Genomic DNA, 20,401 nt, shown 5'->3' on the forward strand with positions numbered 1-20,401 from the left:
GGCGGTCGGCGCCGACCGCGTGCGCAAACTGGCCGGCGTGTGACGTCCGGCCCGGAGGCGGGCGAGCCGCCGTCGAAGGGCGGCGGGGTCTTCCTCGTCACCGGCATCTCGGCCGCGGGCAAGTCGACGGTGGCGCAGGCGCTGGCCGAGCGGCTGCCCCGGTCGGCGCACGTCCGCGGCGACGCGTTCCGCCGCATGGTGGTCAACGGCGGCGCGGGCATGACGCCCGAGCACGACCAGGAGGCCGTACGCCAGCTCCATCTGCGCTACCGCCTGGCCGCCACGACGGCCGACCTGTACGCCGAGGCGGGTTTCACCGCGGTCGTCCAGGACGTGGTGCTGGGGGCGGACCTGAGGCTGTTCACCAGCCTCGTCCGCAGCCGCCCGCTCCACGTGGTCGTCCTGGCCCCCGACCGCGCCACGGTCGAGCGGCGCGAGGCCGCCCGCGCCAAGACCGGCTACGGCGTGTGGACGGTCGCGCGGCTCGACGAGGCGCTGCGCCGCGACACCCCGCGCCTCGGCCTCTGGCTGGACACCTCGGCCCAGACCCCGGCCGAGACGGTGGCGGAGATCCTGTCGCGCGCCGGCGAGGCCATGGTCTGAGGCGTCGGGTCTGAGGCGTCGGGTCTGAGGCATCAGGTCTGCGCCATCAGGTCTGAGGCGTCATTTGCGGCCCGTGCGCGGCGGGCTGGGCCGCTCCGGCGGCAGCACCTCGACCGACGTCTTGCGCAGGTGGTCATAGACCAGCGAGGTGCGCACGTCGGCGATGTTGCGGTGCCGTGAGACGTGGTCGAGCACGAAGTCGCGCAGGTGCCCCGTGTCCCGTACGGCCACCTGGATGATGAAGTCGTCGCCCCCCGACACCACGAAGATCGCCAGCGTCTCCGGCAGCGCCGCCACGTAGTCGCGGAACCCCTCCACCGCCTCCCGGATCTTGGGGTGCAGCCGCACGTGGATCAGCGCCTGCACCGGCCGTCCGATCGCGGCGAGGTTGATCTCGGCGTGGAAGCCCTCGATCACCCCGCTGCCGCGCAGCGAGCGCACGCGTTCGAGGCAGGTGGACGGCGCGATGCCGATCCGCTCGGCCAGCTCCCGGTTGGTCTGCCGCCCGTCGCGTTGCAGCTCGGCGACGATGGCCGTATCAAGTTCGTCCACGTCCATACTTTTCCATAGATCCCCGAATTTTATTCGGAACCAGCCGCTCCGAGTTGTAGAGCTGACGGGAAAAATGCCAATCTCCCAGCAGAAGTTCGAGAGAAGGGAACGGCATGGCCGTGCTCGCCGGCTGGATCGACAGCCTCGACAATCGTAGCGACCTGCCCACCCGCGACCTGCCGGTGAAGTGGGTGATCGTGATGGACCGCGACCTGCCCCGGGGTCTCCAGGCGAACGCCGCGGCGTGCCTGGCCGCGTCCGTGGGCCGTACGGTCCCGGCGATCCTCGGCGACGGCGGCGCGGACGCCGAGGGCAACCCGCATCACGGCCTGCCATGGATCGGCTGCACGATCCTGGCGGCGCCGTCGGCGATCGTGCGCCGCGTCCGCCAGGACGCCGCCGCCGACCCCGACCTGGTCGTCACCGACATGGCGGCCATCGCGCAGCGGATCAACGTCTACGACGACTACCTGACCGAGCTGGCCCGCGCCGAGGACCTGTCGTACTACGCCGTCAGCTTGCTCGGCCCGCGCGGCACCGTCGAAAGTCTCACCGGACGCCTGCCTCTTTTGCGGTGACCTGTACATATATCGGTGATCATTGCAAGGGAATGTCAAGTGGCTTGCATGCAGGCAAGCGCACTTTCGGGGCATGAACAAGCCCTTCGCCGTGAGCGTCAGCGTCGTCGTTCCCGCGATGAACGAGGCCGGGAACCTGCCACACGTGTTCGCGACCCTGCCCACATGGGTCGACGAGGTCATCCTCGTCGACGGTAACTCCATCGACGACACGGTCGCCGTGGCCCGGCGACTCCGCCCCGACCTGCGCGTGGTCACGCAGACGGGACGCGGGAAGGGAAACGCCCTCATCCAGGGCTTCGCGGCCGCCCGGGGAGACATCATCGTGATGATCGACGCCGACGGGTCCACCGACGGCCGCGAGATCCTCGCGTTCGTCACCGCGCTGATGAACGGCGCCGACTACGCCAAGGGCTCCCGGTACGCCCCCGGAGGCGGCTCCGACGACATCAGCGTGCTGCGCTCGCTCGGCAACAAGGTCCTCACCGGCCTGACGAACCGCCTGTACGGCACCGGCTACACCGACCTGTGCTACGGCTACAACGCCTTCTGGGCCCGCCACCTCGACGCCCTGGCGCTCGACTGCGACGGCTTCGAGATCGAGACGCTGATGAACGTCCGCGCCGCCCAGGCCGGCCTCTACATCGAGGAGGTTCCCAGCCACGAGCACTCCCGCATCCACGGCGAGAGCAACCTGCACGCGGTGCGCGACGGCTGGCGGGTGCTGAGGACGATCGTCCGGGAGCGCACCCGCCGGGTGGTCTTCCCGCAGCGGCAGGACGCTTTGGGCGAGTGGCTGGTGACGCCCCTGTAGGTCTCGTCAGGCCTCGTCAGGTCTCGCCAGGTCTCGTCAGGTGAGCCCCGATGGCAGCCGCCGAACAAACGGTGACATCCTCGGATCATGCGGTACATAGTGATCGGAGCAGGAGCCGTAGGCGGCACCATCGGGGCTCAGCTGTTCAAGAGCGGGCACGAGGTGGTGCTGGTCGCGCGCGGCGCCCACTACGAGGCGCTGAGGAACGACGGCCTGCGTTTCATCACCCCCGACTCCGACGAGGTCCTGGACATCCCCGCGGCCGACGGCCCCATTCCCACCCGCGACGACGACCTGCTCATCCTGGCGACCAAGTCCCAGGACACCGTCAGCGCGCTCGATCCCTGGCCCAGGCACCTGCCGGTGGTGTGCGCCCAGAACGCCGTGGACAACGAACGCACCGTCCTGCGCAGGTTCGAGCGCGTGTACGGCATGTGCGTCTGGCTGCCCGCCCAGCACCTGGACCCCGGGGTGGTGGCCGCGCACGGCCACCCGTACTCCGGCATGCTGCACGTCGGACGTTATCCACAGGGTGTGGACGAACTCTCCCGGCAGCTCGTCACCGACCTGAACAAGGGCGGGCTGGTCGGCCTGGACGCCCCCGACGTCATGCGCTGGAAGTACGCCAAGCTGCTCAGCAACCTGGGCAACGCCGTGGACGCGATCTGCGGCCACACCTCCGGCTACGAGGCGCTGCACGAGCGGGCCAGGGCCGAGGGCACCGCCGTGCTGGAGGAGGCGGGCATCCCCTACGCCACGCCGGGCGAGCAGTCGCAGGCCCGGGGCAACAAGGTGGACATCCGCCCGATCGAGGGCATCGAACGCGGCGGCGGCTCGTCCTGGCAGAGCCTGGCCAAGGGCAGCGGCTCGATCGAGGCCGACTACCTCAACGGCGAGATCGTGCTGATCGGCCGCGAGTACGGGATCCCCACCCCGGCCAACGAGGTGCTCCAGCGCGAGGCCAACCGCCACGCGCGCGAGAAGCTGCCGCCCCGCTCCACCCCGGCCGCCGAGCTGAGCGCGCTCATCGACGAGCGTTCCGCAGCCGTATCCCGCTGAACTGCATCGTGCTGGCCGTCACCTCGTTCCAGAACGGCCACAGGTTGTCCAGCAGGCGCAACTGGATGCCCGCCTCCTCGTGCAGGTCCATCAGGTCGGACACGGGCTCGGCCGGGCCGAGCGGCGTCACCGGCCGCTCGGCCACGAGCGCGTGCCCCGGCTCGCCCACCGGCCTGAACGGGTCGGCGGGCAGCCGGTAGGCGTACAACCTGACGTCCATCATCGCCCGGAGCCAGCCGTACTCGATGGCGTGCACCCGCTCGCCGCAGCCCGCGCCGACGATCCGCTCGATGTCGGCGTCGCTGGTGCCCCGCCCCTTCCACGCCATCGCGCGCGGGCACTGGCGCGGGAACCAGTAGTCGGGGCAGCGGTCATGGCCGACCGCCCAGACGTACGGCGTGCGCAGCGCGGACGTCGGCGCGACGTGCGGCACGAACAACTCGATCGTCGGATCCTCGGAAAAGTGCAGCACTTGTCCCGGCTCAGGTCTCATGAACGCCATGATGGCCCGAAAAGCCTGCCCCATCGGGCATACCGCGCCGCCATCGGGGCAGTGGAGAGATCACTCTGACGACAGGGAGTGAGTTGAGATGATCTTTCTAGGGCTGATCCTGGTCCTGCTCTCCTGTGGCGCCATCGCACTCGTCGCCACGGAGGAGTCGCCCAGGTACATCCTGTTCGGCTACACGTTCGAGTTCGACCACGTCGGGATGTTCCTCGCGGGCGCCGCCACGGCCGCCGTCCTGCTGCTGGGCATCGCGATGATCAGCTCGGGCTCGCGCCGTTCGGCCAAGCGCCGCCGCGCGCTGCGCACCGCGCGGGCGGAGGAGGCCGGCCGGGTCGCCCGGCTGGAGACCGAGAAGCGCGAGCTGCAGCGCAAGCTGGAGGACGAGCGCGCGCACGAGACGCACGAGGCTCCGGTGACGCACGCCGCGCCCGAGGAGTCCGACCGGCTGGTGGCCGGTCGCCACGCGGAGGACGTCCGACGGTAGTCACGCGATGGCGCGAGGGCGTCGGGGGCCCTCGCGCGAACGCGAGATCCGGAAACAGCGACAAATTGGGGTGTACTCTGCGAGGCGGTCTCGTTTCGCCTCCGGAGGTCGCATGCCCCCCACGCGTGGCCGTCCCATCGCCGTCAAGCTCCTCATTCTCCTGGTCGTACCGCTCACCTCGCTCGTCGGCCTCTGGGCGTTCGCGGCGACACTGACCGGCGGCGACGGCCTGCGCCTGCTGGAGATCAACGAGCTGGTGACGAACCTGGCCGACCCCTCCGAGCAGGTCAACGCCGACCTGCAGAACGAGCGGCTGGCCTCGATCAACTACGTGGTCAACAGGACCGGCGCCGACCAGCTGGCCGAGCAGCGCAAGAGGACCGACGCCACCGTCGCCGCCTTCCGCAGGCTGGCGGGCGCGCAGCAGGACGTCTCGGCCACGATGGCCGCCCACCTCAAGGCCCTGTACGACCGCCTCGACCAGCTCCCCAAGATCCGGCGCGAGGTCAACAGCTCCAAGCCGGCCCCGCTCGACGTGATCGACGGCTACAGCCAGATCGTGGACGCGTCCTTCCGCATGCGCGACGCGATGATCCTCATGCCCGACATGGCGCTGTACCGGCAGGCGCGCGCGGTCAGCATGCTCGGCGAGGCCAAGGACCTGCTCTCCCGCGAACGCGCGATCATCATCGTGCTGCTGGCCAAGGGCAAGGTGACGCCCAAGGAGCGCCGCGAGTTCAGCGGCATGGTCGCCACCAGGCGCCTGCTCTACATCCAGGCGCTGTCCCACCTCGACAACGGGCTGCGCGGGCCGTACCAGCAGCTCCTCACCTCGCCGGTCTACCGCGAGTTCCAGGAGGCCGAGGACGCCATCACCGGCCAGGCCACCACGAACGGCCTGCCCGCCAGCGCCGCCACCTGGCCCGTCGACGCGAGCAACCTCGCCACGATCGTCGAGCGCGAGCAGCAGCAGGCCGTACGGATGATCACGCAGCGCGTCACGCCCGCGGCCGTCAACGTGCTGATCAAGATCGGCGTGGCGGGCGGCCTCGGCCTGCTCGCCGTCGTCGCCTCCGTCCTGCTGTCGCTGCGCTTCCGCGGCCGGCTCGTCCGCGAGCTGGCCGGCCTGCGCGACGCCGCGACCGAGCTGGCCGACGTACGGCTGACCGCGCTGGTCAAGCGCCTGCGCACCAACGTCAGGGCGCCCTCGCCGGACGAGCTGCCACCGCTGCAGGTGAAGTCGAACACCAGCGAGGTGGTCGACATCGTGCACGCCTTCAACAACGTGCAGTCCACGGCCGTGGAGACGGCGCTCAGCCAGGCCAGGCTGCGCGACGGCGTCAGCCAGGTCTTCGTGAACCTGGCCAGGCGCAACCAGTCGCTGCTGCACCGCCAGTTGCTGCAGCTCGACGGCATGCAGCGGGGCACGGAGGAGCCCGACGTCCTGAGCGACCTGTTCAAGCTCGACCACCTCACGACCCGCATGCGCAGGCACGCCGAGAGCCTGATCATCCTGTCGGACCAGGCGCCCGGCCGCGGCTGGCGCAACCCCGTCCCGCTGGTCGACGTGCTGCGCGCGGCCGTGGCCGAGGTCGAGGAGTACCCGCGCGTCGAGGTGCTCCCGCCGCCGCCCGTCTCGCTGGTCGGCACGGCGGTCGCCGACGTCGCCCACCTGATGGCCGAGCTGATCGAGAACGCCACGCTGTTCTCGCCGCCGCAGACCCGGGTGGACCTGCGCACGACCGCCACCGCGCACGGCGTGAACGTCGAGATCGAGGACCGCGGCCTCGGCCTGACCAGGGTGGAGCTGGACGAGCTGAACACCCGGCTGGCCGAGATGCCGGAGTTCGACCTGGCGCAGAGCGACCGGCTGGGCCTGTTCGTGGTGGCCAGGCTGGCGGCGCGCAACGGGATCCGGGTCAGGCTGGGCGGCTCGCCGTACGGGGGGCTGACCGCGCTGGTCAGCCTGCCGTCCGCGCTGCTGGCCGACCAGCCCGTCCCCGTCTGACCCCTACGGCAGGACCTGCAGCAGCGCCTGGTTCCTGGCCTTGGCGGGCTCGGCGATCCGCTGGACCTCCTTGCCCGCCCGGTCGAAGACCACGAGCGTGTTGTACGAGCGGCCGGACACCCTCGCGACCAGGCGGCCGTCGGCCAGGTAGAAGGCGCCCAGCGGCCGGCCCTTGACCGGCGGCCTCGCCTTCTTGCCCGTGACCATGTCCACGATGAGCGGCCGGAACGAGGCCGGCCAGCTCCCGTCGCCGAGCTGGTCCGGGTTCGGGGGAACCTCCACGACCGCGTACCGGCCGTTCGGCGACAGACTCTGCACGTGGGTGACCCACTTGACGCCCTTGGCCTTGGCGGCCCTGCCGGTCCGGGTGTTGAGCCGGTACAGGGCGTCGGCCTCGCCCGTGTAGCCGGCGAGGAAGCGGCCGTCGGCCGACCAGGCGAGATGGCAGACGCCCTTGGTGACGCCGAGCCGGCGCGGGCGCGTGCCGTCGGCGTCGACCGCCATGACGGTGTTGTTCGCGCCCACGTAGGCCACCCGCCCGGAGTCGGCCGACCAGACCGGCGTCAGGCAGGGGGTGCCGCCCTGGAGCTTGGTGGCGACCGTGCGGGTGCCGGCGCCCTGCTTGACCCTGAGCTGGCCGTTCGCGGTGATCCAGGCGGCCTTGCGGCCGTCGGGCGAGGCGGCGAACTGCGGCATCGCGCCCGGCGCGGCCACCAGGGCCCACGCGCCGCCGGCGTAGCGGCTGATCCGGTTGGCGCCGTCGGCGTAGACGGCGGAACCGGACAGCTCCGGCGCGCTGGCGACGCTCGCGGCGGCGGGGACCGCGCTGAGGGACGCGGTGAGGGCGGTGGTCAGCACTGGCGCGGCCAGAACCTTCATGGGGACTCCTGAACGTAGGGCTGCCCCATTGTGGTGGACGCGCTCACAGCTCCAGGAACGGCTCGCCGAGATGCGCCGTGGCCAGCAGCGCCCGCTCGGCCCTGAGCGCGGCCAGCACCTCGGCACGGGTGCGCGCCGCCGCCTCCTGGTCGTCGTCGTACAGGTAGCGGACGCTCGGATCGGCGAGCTGCGCGGGGTGCAGGACGAGGTCGCCGGTCATCGCCAGCTCGCCGAGCCGGACGATCTGGTGGCCGGGGGTGTGACCGGCCGTGAGCTGGACGCGTACGCCCGGCGCGACCTGGGCCTCGCCCTCGACGAGCTGCAACTGGCCCTTGATCGGGGTGACGACCTGGTCGAGCATCGCGCCCCGGGCCGCGTCGAGCTCGGCCTGCTGCAGGACGTACCGGGCGTTCTCGAACACCGGGCGGCCGTCGGCCACCGCGCCACTGGCATGGTCGCTGTGCAGGTGCGTGAGGATCACGGTGCCGACGTCGGCGGGCTCGACACCCGCGGCGGCCAGCTCACCGGGCAGCGTGCCCGGAACCGGCGCCCAACTGGATGCCGGTGAGTCCACGGCGCCGATGCCCGTGTCCACGAGAGTCACCTGACCTGCCGGATCGCGCAGCAGGTAGCAGTGGAAGTGCAGGATCCAGGGGGCGTCCGCGAGCCCCGCTCCCGGGAACATGTCGGAGAGCGGGCGGCGGATCGTCGGCCCCATGGGACCCACGGCGTCGCAGAGAGGTGTCACCTCGACGCCGGAGATCGTACGCGGGTGGTGCGGCATCCAGCCAGAGTAGGCGGCCGTCGAAGGCCGGGCCAGGGCTCAGGCGGCGGCGGCGACGCGCTGGCGCGGGATGTACTCGTTCTCGACGTCGGCGGCGTAGACGGCGCGGCAGCAGTTCGCACACCGGTAGACGATCGGGCCCTCGTCGAGTTCGTGGTCACATCGCGGGCACAGGGTGCTGGTCTTCATCATGGTGCTCCCCCAAGGAGTTTTCGTGTCTCTATGAAAGCCGCATCGGATTGCAGTGGCCCTGCAGCTTGCTTGACAGGATGCCGTGACGCCGATGGGCGATCTGTGGCTTCGTGCACGCCTGATGCGGGTAATTCGCCGCGCTCGGGTGCCGACAAGAACATTGTTACGCCGTACGTGCCTCCGCGTGGCGGAAGACACGAGAATCCCCCGGGAATAGCCCATGAGGGCTAGGCGTTGTATGGGCCGGAACGTGTGATACCTTGCCAAAGGCGTTGAGCGTCAGCTCCGCCCGTCACATCTGTTCCGCGGCTCCGTCCGCGTTTCACGACCTGGATCCCGCCCTGCGGCGGACCGGTCCCCACAACATCGAGGGCCCTGTCCCTCTCTTCTTCCCGCCGGTCTTTCCGGCCTGCCCTCAAGGAGGGTTCATCATGTCTGCTCAGACCATTTCCCAGCCTTCTGCCGCCGTTCCCAGGCCCCGTACGGCCAACGATCCCGTCCGGCTCGTCACCGGCCTGCTCGACGTGCGCGAGAAAGGCGCCTTCATCCGCGCCGGGCACCTTCCCGGCCCCGACGACGTACGGCTGCCGCCGGAGAAGGCCAGGCAGCTCGGCCTGCGCCCCGGCGACCACGTCGTCGCCACCTTCTCGGGCGGCAGGCTCGCCCAGGTCGCGTCCGTCAACGGCGCCACCGAATGGCGGGACCGCCCGCACTTCGCCGACTTGACCCCCGTCCACCCCACCGAACGGCTGCGCCTGGAGACGGAGTCGCTCACCACCCGGGTCATCGACCTGTTCGCCCCCATCGGCAAGGGGCAGCGCGGGCTCATCGTCGCCCCGCCCAAGGCCGGCAAGACCATGGTCCTGCAAGCCCTGGCCGCGGCCATCGCCCGCAACCACCCGGAGACGCACCTCATGGTCCTGCTCGTGGGCGAGCGCCCCGAGGAAGTCACCGAGATGCGCGCCTCCATCGACGGCGAGGTCTACTCCTCGACCTTCGACCACCCGGACCGCGACCACACCGCCATCGCCGAGCTGGCCGTCGAGCGCGCCAAGCGCCTCGTCGAGAACGGCCAGGACGTCGTCATCCTGCTCGACTCGCTGACCCGGCTCGGGCGCGCCTACAACAACCTGGCCCCCGGCGGCGGCCGCGTCCTGACCGGCGGCATCGACGCCGGCGCCCTGTACCCGCCCAAGCGCTTCTTCGGCGCCGCCCGCAACGTCGAGGGCGGCGGCTCCCTGACGATCCTGGCCACCGCGCTGGTGGACACGGGCTCGCGCATGGACAACAACCTGTACGAGGAGTTCAAGGGCACCGGCAACATGGAGCTGCACCTCGTCCGCGAGCTGGCCGAGCGCCGCCTCTACCCCGCCGTGGACCTGGAGGCCTCCGGCACCCGCCGCGAGGAGATCCTGCTGCCCCCGGCCGAGCGGGAAGTGGTGTGGCGCGTGCGCCGCATGCTCGCCGCGCTCGACCGTCAGCAGGCGCTGGAGCTGCTGGTGGGCAAGCTGCGCGAGACCCGCTCCAACGCGGCCTTCCTGCGCGAGGCGGCCTCCTGAGGCCGCGCCCTTCCTGAACCCATGACAATGGGCACATGCTGGCTGACATCGTCGAACACCTCCTCTGCCCCGTCTGCGGACACGACGTGCGCCTGGACGCCGGCGCGTTGCGGTGCGGCAACGGACACGCCTACGACGTCGCCAAGCAGGGGTACGTCAGCCTGCTCGTCGGCTCCCGGCCCCCGGGGACGGCCGACAGCGCCGAGATGGTGGCCGCCCGCGCCGACTTCCTGAGCGCCGGTCACTACCGGCCGCTCGCCGACGCTCTGGCCGAATGTGTGCAGTTGCGGATAACGGGCGCCGAGCGCGGGGAAGGCGACGCTTTCCGTGGGGATAGGTTCTCGGCACCACCGGACGCGGCGGCCGAAGAGGCGTACGGTAGTGGCTCAGTGGGTTCCGAGCGCGGGGCGGGATCGGCGTGGCGGCAGGCGGGTCACGCGACGGAGCCATTGATCGTTGATGCCGGAGCCGGGACCGGTTACTACCTGGCGACGGTGCTGGGAGCGGTGGACCGTGGCATCGGGATGGCATTCGATGTGTCCAAGCACGCCGTGCGGCGGGCGGCGCGGGCGCATCCGCGGATCGGGGCCTTCGTGGCCGACGTGTGGCGACCGCTGCCCATCAGGGGCGGGGTGGCCGATGTGGTGATCGACGTGTTCGCGCCGAGGAACGGCCCTGAGTTCCGGCGCGTGCTGCGCCCTGGCGGCGCGGTGATGGTCGTGACACCCGCGGCCGATCATCTGAGCCCGCTCGTGGAGGAGCTGGGCCTGCTCTCCGTGGACGAGGAGAAGGACCGGCGGCTGGCCAGGAGCCTGGAGGGCTTCGTGGCGGCCGGGCGGCGCACCGTCGAGTTCGACCTGGAGCTGGCTCCGGGTGAGGTCGCCGGGGTGGTGAGGATGGGGCCGAGCGCATGGCACACTGATGCGGTTGAGCTTGCAGAGCGGATTTCGAGGTATATCTCTCGGGATATCGTGAAAAAGCGGGAAAAAGTGTGGGCCAGGGCCGCGTTCCATCTGTCTATCTTCGAGACCGAGCCCGGATCAAGGGACGTTCCTTGACGGACATCTGCGTCTCGTGTTACTGATGTGGCGTTTAGTCCGAAATTCCCCCACATTCCCGGAGTATTTCCGCGACACAGGCGTAATACTGGACGGCAACCCACGCCCAGAGGCGGGGTGGAGCAGAGGGAGGGGGCTCGCCGGATGAAGGCCGAGGAACGCTGGCAAGCCAGGTTCCGGGCGTCGCGCATGACGCTGCCATCTTGGGCACGGCTGGCTCCGAGCCGCTCGATCTACCGCTCCAACGCCACGGGCACGTGGGAGGTCTACGCCTGGGACCGCGCCAGCGGCATCACCCGTCAGGTGACCGACCGCCCGAAGGGCACCGCGTACGCCGCCGTCGACCCCACCGGCCAGTGGATCTACTGGTTCGCCGACACCGAGGGCGACGAGTTCGGCGAGTGGTGGCGCCAGCCGTTCACCGGCGGCCCGGACGAGCTGGTCGCCCCCGATCTACCCGCCGGCCAGCCGGGCGGCATCGCGCTGTCCATCGCGGGCCTCGCGGCGATCAGCCTCGCCAGCGAGGGCTCGTTCCGGATCCACCTGGTGCGTCCCGGCGAGTCGTCCAAGCTGCTGTACGAGCACGAGGAGGCGGCCTGGGTCGCCGACATGTCCCTCGACGGCTCACTCATCGCGATAAATCATGGTGAGTACGGCGACTTCCGGCATCCGGCGCTCCGCGTCGTCCGCCCGAACGGCGAGGCCGTCGCCGAGCTCTACGACGGCAAGGACAAAGGTGTCATCGGCCTGAGGTTCGCCCCCGTCACCGGCGACCGCCGCATGCTCGCCCTCCACGAGCGCCGCCACCGCCACGAGCCCCTCGTCTGGGACCCGGTGACCGGCGAGCAGCGCGAGATCTGGCTGCGCGACCCCGGCGAGCTGACCGCCGACTGGTACGACGACGGCCGTGGCCTGCTGATCAGCCGCGACAACCGCGCCCGCAGCTACCTGCACCGCTACGACCTGGCCGGCGGCGGCCTGACCCCGATCGAGACGCCCCACGGCGTGATCGACGAAGCTGGCCCGCGCCCCGGCGGCAACGTCGAGTACTCCTGGTCCAGCGCCTCCCGCCCGCCGGTGATCCGCTCCAGCAACGGCCAGGTCGTGCTCAACCCGAGCGGCCCCGCCGCGCCGCCGAGCGTGCCCGTCGAGGACCTGGACGTGCCGGGTCCGGGCGGCATGATCCACGCGCTGGTGTCCCGGCCGGAGTCCGGCGGCGCCCCGTACCCCACGATCTTCCTGCTGCACGGCGGCCCGACGGCGCACGACCGCGACGAGTTCTCCCCCGAGGTGGCGGCGTGGGTGGACGCCGGGTTCGCGGTGGTGCGGGTGAACTACCGGGGCTCGACCGGCTACGGCTCCGCCTGGCGCGACGCGCTGCACAGCGACGTGGGCCACATCGAGCTGGCCGACGTGGCGGCCGTCCGCGAGCACGTGGTCGACCGGCTCATCTCCGACCCGGGCAGGATGCTGCTGGCGGGCACGGCCTGGGGCGGCTACCTCACGCTGCTCGGCCTCGGCACCCAGCCCGAGCTGTGGACCGCCGGGATCGCCGCGGTGCCGATCGCCTGCCACCACACCTCGTACGAGGACGAGGCCGAGAGCCTGCGCGCCTACCACCGCGCCCTGCTGGGCGGCTCCCCCGACGAGCAGCCCGAACGGTACGCGGCCAGCTCCCCGATCACGTACGTGGACCGCGTCGAGAGCCCGCTGCTGATCCTGGCCGGCGAGAACGACACCCGCTGCCCGCTGCGGCAGATCGAGAAGTACGTGGCGAAGCTGGCCGAGCACGGACGCGAGCACGAGGTGTACACCTACGACGCCGTCCGCGGGTCGCTGGTGGTCTCGGAGCGGATCGCGCAGACCGCGCTGCAACTGGAGTTCGCCCGCAAGCACGTCAACCCGGTCTGACGTCACGCCCGCCGACGCGTCGCCGTCTGGCGGGGGGCGCTCAGCGCGCCCGTAGCACCACGATCGCCAGGTCGTCCGCGCTCGGCTCCGACGCGAACTCGGCCGCCCCCCGGCGGATCCGCTCGGCCACCGCGCGGGCCGACAGCCCCGCGCACTCGGTGAGCAGCTTGGCCAGACCGCCCTCGTCGTCGAGCAGCCGTCCGCCCGAGCGGCGTTCCGTCACCCCGTCGGTGACGGCCAGCAGCACGTCGCCGTGGTCGAGATGGATGGTGTCGGCCTCGTACACCACCTCGTGGAAGACCCCCAGCAGCGACTGCGGGGTGGTCACCGCCTCGACCACGCCGCTCGGCTTCAGCCGCAGCGCCTCCGGGTGGCCGGCCGAGACGAGGCGCACCTCCAGGCCCGTCTTCACGGGGGTGATGTCGCCGTGCAGGAGGGTGAGGAAGCGGGCCCGCTCCCCCTCCTCCAGGATCGCCTGGTTGAGCCGTCCGAGCACGGCCGCGACGCCGTACCCCTCGCGGGCGAGCAGGCGCAGCGTGTGGCGGGCGAGGCCGGTCACGGCGGCCGCCTCGGGGCCGGTGCCGCAGACGTCGCCGATGGCGAAGCGCCAGGAGTCGTCCCCGGCCTTGAACAGGTCGTAGAAGTCGCCGCCGACCTCGTTGGTCTCCCCGGCGGGCTCGTACACGACGCCGTAGTCGAGCCCCGGGACCTCGGGCTCGTTGGGCGGCAGCAGGCTGCGCTGCAGCGCCCGGTTGGCGGCGGCCTGCTGGGCGTACAGGCGGGCGTTGTCCGTGGCGAGCGCGGCCCGCCTGGAGATGTCCTCGGCGAACTGGATGACCTCGTCAGGGAAGCGGTCGGAGCGGCCGAGGCACATCATGCCGAGGCCGCGTCCGCGCGCGGTCAGCGGGACGGCGAGCACCTGCGAGTCGGCCAGGTGGACCGTGGAGGTGACCCGGGCGTCGGCGATCATCTGGTCCATGTCGACCAGTTGCTCGCGCAGCCCGTCGATCCTGGCCTCGTCGGCGTGCCACAGGTAGACCAGGCGCAGCGGCCCGACGGCGACGTCGGAGGTGTAGACGGCGCACCAGCTCGCCAGCCGCGGCACCACGATCTGGGCGATGATCGCCGGCACCATGTCAGGGTCGAGAGTGCCTGCCAGCAGGTCGCTCGCGTCGGCGAGAAAGCCCAGCCAGTGAGGTCCGCGGGCGGTCTCCTCCAGCCATTCGGATGCGACCCGGTCCGCCGAGCCAGGTAGCGTGAGCCTTGCCCAATGGACACGAGAATCGCCCGCAAAGGTGATTCCCCACTCCTCAACCCCTACAGATGGCGCTTTCGGATCCCCCTGGGAGGTGTTTCGCTGTTTCAGCTCAACCTGTACAGCATCCCCGAAATGCTTCCAAATGACCTCAAAAGGCTCGCTGACCACCTGTTCCGCCAGATCTCCGGCAACCTGCTCGGCGACGTGCAGCATGGCGCCGGTGGCCCAAGCGGTCATGACCTCGCGCGTGAACCTCATCGCAGCCGTCACGGCTGTATCGCCAGGCGCGAACGTGGCGGCCAGCACCGCATGGGGAGAAGCAGTCATCCCACCGTGCCTACCACACTTCCCGCTGACTTGGGGTAAATCCAAGGGCAGGACTACGAGCAACTCATCGTGACAGACTGGAATCACTCGCGGCGTCACCCCGGGAGTGAAGGAGGCCCCATGACCACCGCCAAGGCCCTGGCGAGCGCTGAGGAGAGGACGTACACCGAGTCGGATCTCGTCCCGATCCTGGAGACGTTGTTCTCCTGGCGTGACGGCGACTTCCGCCGGCGGGTCCCCCATGCCCCGGCGGGCATTCTCAGCGAGGTCCGGCTGCTGCTCAACGAGGTGGCCGACCGTCGCGAGCATCTGGCCAACGAGCTGGTGCGCGTGCGCAAGGAAGTCGTCAAGGAGGGCCGCTTCGGCGAACGCCTGACGCCCGGGCCTGGCGTCGGCGCGTGGGCGGAGAGCGTCGAGTCGGTGAACATGCTGATCGACGCCCTGGTGAGCCCGGTCAGCGGCGCGGCGGACGTGATCGACGCGGTGGCCAAGGGCGACCTGTCGCGCCGGATCGACCTCGACCGGTCGGCCCGCGGCGAGGTGCGCCGCCTGGGCAAGGCGATCAACGGGATGGTCGACCAGCTCGCGCTGTTCAACTCCGAGGTGACGCGGGTGGCCCGCGAGGCGGGCACGGAGGGACGGCTGGGCGGCGGCGCCAACCTGCGCGGCATGTCGGGCAGCTGGCGCGACCTGACCGAGGCCGTCAACACGATGTCCTCCCGCGTGGCCGCGCAGGTGCGCGACATCGCGGTGGTGACCACGGCGGTGGCCAAGGGCGACCTGAGCCGCAAGGTGACGGTCGACGCCGTGGGCGAGATGTTCGAGCTGAAGAACACCGTCAACACGATGGTGGACCAGCTCTCGGCCTTCGCCGAGGAGGTCACCCGGGTCGCCCGCGAGGTGGGCACCGAGGGGCAGCTCGGCGGCCAGGCGCAGGTGACGGGCGTCTCCGGGGTCTGGAAGGACCTCACCGACAACGTCAACTTCATGGCCAACAACCTGACCTCCCAGGTGCGCAGCATCGCGACCGTGGCGACGGCGGTGGCCCAGGGCAACCTGTCGAAGAAGATCAACGTCGACGCGCAGGGCGAGATCCTGCAGCTCAAGGACACCCTCAACACGATGGTCGACCAGCTCTCGTCCTTCGCCGACGAGGTCACCCGGGTGGCCCGCGAGGTGGGCACCGAGGGCAAGCTGGGCGGTCGGGCCGAGGTGAAGGGCGTGTCGGGCGTCTGGAAGGACCTCACCGACAACGTCAACTCGATGGCGTACAACCTGACCTACCAGGTCCGCAACATCGCCCAGGTGACGACGGCGGTGGCCAACGGCGACCTGACCCGCAAGATCGACGTGGACGCCCAGGGCGAGATCCTCGAGCTCAAGTCGACCATGAACACCATGGTGGAGCAGCTCTCGTCGTTCGCCTCCGAGGTGACCCGAGTCGCCCGCGAGGTGGGCACGGAGGGGCAGCTCGGCGGCCAGGCGCAGGTGCGCGGCGTGTCCGGGGTCTGGAAGGACCTCACCGAGAACGTCAACTCGATGGCCAACAACCTGACCTCCCAGGTGCGCCAGATCGCCGCCGTCTCCTCCGCGGTGGCCCAGGGCAACCTGTCGAAGAAGATCACGGTTGACGCGCAGGGCGAGATCCTGCAGCTCAAGGACACCCTCAACACGATGGTCGACCAGCTCTCGTCCTTCGCCGACGAGGTCACCCGGGTCGCCCGCGAGGTGGGCACGCAGGGGCAGCTCGGCGGCCAGGCCAGGGTGCAGGGCGTGTCGGGCGTCTGGAAGGACCTCACCGACAACGTCAACTTCATGGCCAACAACCTGACGTACCAGGTGAGAAACATCGCCGAGGTGACCACCGCGGTGGCCAACGGCGACCTCACCCGCAAGATCGACGTGGACGCCCAGGGCGAGATCCTGGCGCTCAAGACGACCATCAACCGGATGGTCGACCAGCTCTCGTCGTTCGCCTCCGAGGTGACCCGAGTCGCCCGCGAGGTCGGCTCCGAAGGACAGCTCGGCGGCCAGGCGCGGGTCGAGGGCGTCGAGGGCACCTGGAAACGGCTGACCGAGAGCGTCAACGAGCTGGCCGGCAACCTCACCACCCAGGTACGCGCGATCGCCACCGTCACCAGCGCCGTGGCCAGGGGCGACCTGACCCGCTCGATCGCCGTCGAGGCGCAGGGCGAGCTGGCGGCGCTCAAGGACAACATCAACTCGATGGTGGCCAACCTCCGCGAGACCACCCAGGCCAACCAGGAACAAGACTGGCTCAAGTCCAACCTGGCCCGCATCTCGCGGCTCATGCAGGGTCACCGCGACCTGTTCGAGGTGGCCAAGCTGACGATGAGCGAGCTGACGCCGCTGGTGTCGGCCCGCTACGGCGCCTTCTACGGCGTCGACCCCGAGGGCGAGCACGAGCTGCTGCTGATCGGCGGCTACGGCGTGCGGCCCGACCGCGGCCCGCGCCAGCGCTTCGCCATCGGCGAGGGCATCGTCGGGCAGGCGGCGGCCGAGGGCAGGCACATCATTCTCGACGACGTGCCGCCGAAGTTCATCACCATCGACAGCGGGCTCAGCCAGTCGACCCCGGCGCAGATCGTGGTGCTGCCGATCCTGTTCGAGAGCCGGGTGCTCGGCGTGCTGGAGCTGGCCTCGTTCACGCCGTTCGGCGAGGTGCATCTCGACTTCCTGACGCAGCTCGTCGAGACCATCGGCGTCACGATGAACACGATCATCGCCAACTCCCGCACCGAGGACCTGCTGACCGAGTCGCAGCGGCTCACCCGCGAGCTGCAGGAGCGCTCCGACGAGCTGCAGCGCCAGCAGGAGGAGCTGCGCAGGTCCAACGCCGAGCTGGAGGACAAGGCGGCGCTGCTGGCCAAGCAGAACCGCGCGATCGAGATCCAGAACTTCCAGATCGAGCAGGCCCGCCGCACCCTGGAGGAGCGGGCCGAGCAGCTCGCCGTCTCCTCGCGGTACAAGAACGAGTTCCTCGCCAACATGTCCCACGAGCTGCGCACTCCGCTCAACAGCCTGCTCGTGCTGGCCAAGCTGCTGACCGAGAACGCCGAGGGCAACCTGACCTCGCAGCAGGTGGAGTTCGCCCGCACGATTCACAGCGCCGGCTCGGCGCTGCTCCAGCTCATCAACGACATGCTCGACCTGTCCAAGGTCGAGGCGGGCCGGATGGACATCCACCCGATCCAGGTGTCGCTGCCGAAGATGGTCGACCTGCTGGAGGCGGCGTTCGCGCCGCTGGCCCAGGACAAGGGGCTGGCCTTCACGGTGGACGTGGAGCCGGACGTGCCGCAGGAGCTGCGCGCCGACGAGCAGCGCCTGCAGCAGGTGCTGCGCAACCTGCTGTCCAACGCGGTGAAGTTCACCGCGAAGGGCGAGGTCACGCTGCGCGTGGCGATGGCGGCGCCCGACGTGGAGTTCGACGACGAGACCCTGCTCGGGGCCCGCGACCTGCTGGCCTTCCAGGTGCTCGACACGGGCATCGGCATCGCGCCGGACAAGCGGGAGATCATCTTCGAGCCGTTCAGGCAGGCCGACGGCACCACCAGCCGCAAGTACGGCGGCACCGGCCTGGGCCTGTCGATCTGCCGGGAGATCGCCCGGCTGCTCGGCGGCGAGATCCACTTCGAGAGCGAGCTGGGCAAGGGCAGCGCCTTCACCCTCTACCTGCCCGCCTCCTACGTCGGCCCGCTGGCGGCCACCGACGGCGGCGTCGCCCGCCGGCAGGTGATCGCGGTGCCCATCGAGGAGCCGACCGCGTCGCTGGCCGAGCCGCCGATGCCGCTCGACCTGCCGCTCCCCGAGCTGATCGAGCCGCCGGTCGAGGCCACCCAGTGGCACGGCGACGACCCGCTCAACGGCGCCAAGATCCTCATCGTGGACGACGACATCCGCAACGTGTTCGCCCTGACCAGCGTCCTTGAACGACACGGTTCCACAGTCGTCTACGCTGAAAACGGCCGGGAGGGAATCGAGCAGCTCGAAAGGAACGAGGACGTCGCGCTCGTGCTGATGGACATCATGATGCCGGAGATGGACGGCTGGGCCACCACGTCGGCCATCAGGCGCATGCCTCAGTTCGCCGACCTGCCGATCATCGCGCTCACCGCCAAGGTCATGCGCGGCGACCGCGAGAAGAGCATCGCCTCCGGCGCCTCCGACTACGTGCCCAAGCCCGTCGACGTGGACCGGCTGCTCGAAAGGCTGCGCGGGTGGCTCAGCCGCGGGCGCTCCAGCGGCGATTCCCCCGAAGGGTCGTGATCGATGCCGGACCGTGCGAAGATCCTGCTGGTCGATGACCGCGAGGAGAACCTGATCGCCCTTGAGGCCATCCTCAGCTCGCTCGACCTGGTGCCTGTGCGCGCCAGGTCCGGCGAGGAGGCGCTCAAGGCGCTGCTCAACACCGAGTTCGCGCTCATCCTGCTCGACGTGCGGATGCCGGGCATGGACGGGTTCGAGACGGCCGCGCACATCAAGCGGCGGGAGCGGACGAAGAACATCCCGATCATCTTCCTCACCGTGGTCGACAGCGCGCCCGACTACGCCTTCCGCGGGTACGCGGCCGGCGCGGTCGACTACCTGACCAAGCCGTTCGACCCGTGGGTGCTGCGCGCCAAGGTGTCGGTGTTCACCGAGCTGTACAACATGAACAAACGGCTGGCCGAGCAGGCGGTGATGCTGCGCGAGCGGGTGGCCGCCGAGCTGCCGCCCGGGGTCGGCGACCAGGCGTCCATCCTGCCCGAGCTGTCGCGACGGCTGACGGCCGCGGAGAACGAGCTGGGGCGGGTCAGGGAGCTGGCGCGCAAGTCCCAGGACCCGACGCTGGCGGTGCCGCTGTCCGACCTCACGGAGCGGCTGGCCCACTTGCGGGCGGGGTTCGACGCACTGTCGTGACCGGGCCTGACGACGACGCCCCGTAGCAGCCTGCGGCAGGAGGCGAACCGCTGCGGGGCGCACTCGCCCTCCGAGCTTCCCGAAGCGGCACCGGCAGGTGCCTGGGGGCGCTCCGTCAGTGCCTGGCGCGCTCCAGGGCGTCCCAGAAGCCGCGTCGCAGCGCGTGCCGTACCTCGTCGTGCAGCAGGAAGTCGATCGGCAGCGACGACCCCTGCAGCAGCCTGGCCTCCAGGTCGGAGGGCATGCGGGGCTTGCGGGCGAGCACGGCCTCCAGCCACAGGGCGGGGGCGTCGCGGGCGACGGACTCGCCGAAGTCGTGCCCCTCGCGGTGCGCGGCCTTGACCGCGTCGGACAGCGTGGTCGCTCCCCCGGTGGCGGCCGGCGGCTGCGGAAGGGAGACCGGGGCGGGCTGCGGACCCGTGTACGCGCCGAGCTGCGACGGCTGGTAGGTGCCGCTGGACGGCGAGGCGAACTGCCCGGTGCTCGGCGACGCGGACTGCTGCGGGATGGGCCCGGTCGCCGGGGCGGGCGGCACCGGCGGCGACGGCTCGGGCTGGTAGTTGGAGTAGCTCGGCAGCGACGCCGGCGCCTGCTGGCCGCGCCCCTGCAAGGGGGTCACGCCGTTGGCGCCGGCCGAGTGGCTGCCGCTGCTCGGCGGGGCGGGCGGGAGCGAGGAGGGCAGCGCCGGCGCGGCGGGCAGCGCGTGGGTGGCGTGGCCGTTGCCGTTGCTGGCCGACTGGTGGTGGCCGTTGCCGTTGGAGACCTCGATGGCGCCGGTGACCAGGCTGACGTACGGGCGCAGGTGGGTGCCGCCCAGCTCGATGAGGTCGTCGCTCTCCTGCGTGAGGCTGCCGGAGAGCGCCCAGCCGCCGTCGGCGGCGACGTGGACGACGGTCACCCTGATGCC

The 20,401-nt window shown here is 70.7% G+C and carries 18 protein-coding genes and 1 pseudogene; 12 read left to right on the forward strand and 7 right to left on the reverse strand.

What is annotated here, in order from left to right; genetic code table 11:
* Positions 1 to 39 precede the first annotated feature (39 nt).
* On the forward strand, positions 40 to 603 hold the full coding sequence (locus KME77_RS08885; RefSeq protein ID WP_219463841.1) for an AAA family ATPase: 564 nt from the start codon (positions 40 to 42) through the stop codon (positions 601 to 603).
* Positions 604 to 663: 60 nt separating this feature from the next.
* Here KME77_RS08885 and KME77_RS08890 read toward each other — a convergent pair whose 3' ends face one another.
* Positions 664 to 1,161: an Lrp/AsnC family transcriptional regulator gene (locus KME77_RS08890; RefSeq protein ID WP_219463843.1), complete on the reverse strand. Its 498-nt coding sequence runs from the start codon at positions 1,159 to 1,161 to the stop codon at positions 664 to 666.
* Between the two features lie 107 nt (positions 1,162 to 1,268).
* Between KME77_RS08890 and KME77_RS08895 the strand changes: the two genes are divergently transcribed.
* The 3 genes from KME77_RS08895 to KME77_RS08905 all read left to right on the forward strand — a co-directional run bounded on the left by KME77_RS08895 (position 1,269) and on the right by KME77_RS08905 (position 3,606).
* The gene (locus tag KME77_RS08895; RefSeq protein WP_219463845.1) at positions 1,269 to 1,733 is read left to right on the forward strand and encodes a DUF2000 domain-containing protein; all 465 of its coding nucleotides are present in this window, start codon (positions 1,269 to 1,271) and stop codon (positions 1,731 to 1,733) included.
* A gap of 73 nt (positions 1,734 to 1,806) precedes the next feature.
* On the forward strand, positions 1,807 to 2,547 hold the full coding sequence (locus tag KME77_RS08900; RefSeq protein WP_219463847.1) for a glycosyltransferase family 2 protein: 741 nt from the start codon (positions 1,807 to 1,809) through the stop codon (positions 2,545 to 2,547).
* 87 nt (positions 2,548 to 2,634) lie between these two features.
* The gene (locus KME77_RS08905; protein WP_219463850.1) at positions 2,635 to 3,606 is read left to right on the forward strand and encodes a ketopantoate reductase family protein; all 972 of its coding nucleotides are present in this window, start codon (positions 2,635 to 2,637) and stop codon (positions 3,604 to 3,606) included.
* Here KME77_RS08905 and KME77_RS08910 read toward each other — a convergent pair.
* Positions 3,572 to 4,099, reverse strand: a complete 528-nt coding sequence (locus KME77_RS08910) for a DUF6886 family protein (RefSeq protein ID WP_246609463.1) — start codon at positions 4,097 to 4,099, stop codon at positions 3,572 to 3,574. The genes KME77_RS08905 and KME77_RS08910 overlap by 35 nt on opposite strands.
* A gap of 97 nt (positions 4,100 to 4,196) precedes the next feature.
* On the opposite strand from KME77_RS08910, the gene KME77_RS08915 reads away from it, so the two are divergent.
* The gene (locus KME77_RS08915) at positions 4,197 to 4,598 is read left to right on the forward strand and encodes a hypothetical protein (RefSeq protein ID WP_219463853.1); all 402 of its coding nucleotides are present in this window, start codon (positions 4,197 to 4,199) and stop codon (positions 4,596 to 4,598) included.
* 112 nt (positions 4,599 to 4,710) lie between these two features.
* Complete coding sequence (locus KME77_RS08920; protein WP_219463855.1) at positions 4,711 to 6,606, forward strand: sensor histidine kinase; 1,896 nt, start codon at positions 4,711 to 4,713, stop codon at positions 6,604 to 6,606.
* Between the two features lie 3 nt (positions 6,607 to 6,609).
* Here the strand turns inward: KME77_RS08920 and KME77_RS08925 are convergent, their stop codons facing one another.
* The 3 genes from KME77_RS08925 to KME77_RS08935 are packed head-to-tail and all read right to left on the reverse strand — an operon-like array spanning position 6,610 to position 8,458.
* A complete protein-coding gene (locus KME77_RS08925; protein ID WP_219463857.1) occupies positions 6,610 to 7,485 on the reverse strand; it encodes a TolB-like translocation protein in 876 nt (291 codons plus the stop codon).
* A 43-nt stretch (positions 7,486 to 7,528) separates the two neighbouring features.
* A complete protein-coding gene (locus KME77_RS08930; protein ID WP_246609464.1) occupies positions 7,529 to 8,269 on the reverse strand; it encodes an MBL fold metallo-hydrolase in 741 nt (246 codons plus the stop codon).
* A gap of 39 nt (positions 8,270 to 8,308) precedes the next feature.
* Positions 8,309 to 8,458 (reverse strand): hypothetical protein, encoded by a 150-nt coding sequence (locus KME77_RS08935; RefSeq protein ID WP_219463858.1) that lies wholly within the window; start codon positions 8,456 to 8,458, stop codon positions 8,309 to 8,311.
* Between the two features lie 434 nt (positions 8,459 to 8,892).
* Between KME77_RS08935 and rho the strand changes: the two genes are divergently transcribed.
* From rho to KME77_RS08950, 3 genes are all read left to right on the forward strand, one after another.
* Entirely contained in the window at positions 8,893 to 10,020 is a 1,128-nt protein-coding gene (gene rho / locus KME77_RS08940) for a transcription termination factor Rho (RefSeq protein ID WP_219463862.1), read from the forward strand.
* Positions 10,021 to 10,055: 35 nt separating this feature from the next.
* Positions 10,056 to 11,078, forward strand: a complete 1,023-nt coding sequence (locus KME77_RS08945) for a putative RNA methyltransferase (protein ID WP_219463863.1) — start codon at positions 10,056 to 10,058, stop codon at positions 11,076 to 11,078.
* Between the two features lie 144 nt (positions 11,079 to 11,222).
* The gene (locus KME77_RS08950; RefSeq protein ID WP_219463865.1) at positions 11,223 to 12,989 is read left to right on the forward strand and encodes a S9 family peptidase; all 1,767 of its coding nucleotides are present in this window, start codon (positions 11,223 to 11,225) and stop codon (positions 12,987 to 12,989) included.
* Positions 12,990 to 13,029: 40 nt separating this feature from the next.
* On the opposite strand, the gene KME77_RS08955 is transcribed toward KME77_RS08950, so the two are convergent.
* On the reverse strand, positions 13,030 to 14,124 hold the full coding sequence (locus KME77_RS08955; protein ID WP_246609465.1) for a PP2C family protein-serine/threonine phosphatase: 1,095 nt from the start codon (positions 14,122 to 14,124) through the stop codon (positions 13,030 to 13,032).
* Between the two features lie 135 nt (positions 14,125 to 14,259).
* Here KME77_RS08955 and KME77_RS08960 point away from each other — a divergent pair, with 135 nt between their 5' ends.
* The 3 genes from KME77_RS08960 (at position 14,260) to KME77_RS08970 (ending at position 19,494) form a co-directional block, all read left to right on the forward strand.
* The gene (locus KME77_RS08960; RefSeq protein WP_219463876.1) at positions 14,260 to 14,613 is read left to right on the forward strand and encodes a hypothetical protein; all 354 of its coding nucleotides are present in this window, start codon (positions 14,260 to 14,262) and stop codon (positions 14,611 to 14,613) included.
* Positions 14,614 to 14,694: 81 nt separating this feature from the next.
* Complete coding sequence (locus KME77_RS08965; protein ID WP_219463867.1) at positions 14,695 to 18,861, forward strand: HAMP domain-containing protein; 4,167 nt, start codon at positions 14,695 to 14,697, stop codon at positions 18,859 to 18,861.
* 3 nt (positions 18,862 to 18,864) lie between these two features.
* Positions 18,865 to 19,494, forward strand: coding sequence for a response regulator (locus KME77_RS08970; RefSeq protein WP_219463869.1), 630 nt, complete (start codon positions 18,865 to 18,867; stop codon positions 19,492 to 19,494).
* Positions 19,495 to 19,609: 115 nt separating this feature from the next.
* On the opposite strand, the pseudogene KME77_RS08975 reads toward KME77_RS08970, so the two are convergent.
* A pseudogene (locus tag KME77_RS08975) lies at positions 19,610 to 20,401 on the reverse strand (NYN domain-containing protein); the annotation flags it as partial.

Source organism: Nonomuraea rhizosphaerae, from assembly GCF_019396405.1.
GTDB classification, from domain to species: domain Bacteria; phylum Actinomycetota; class Actinomycetes; order Streptosporangiales; family Streptosporangiaceae; genus Nonomuraea; species Nonomuraea rhizosphaerae.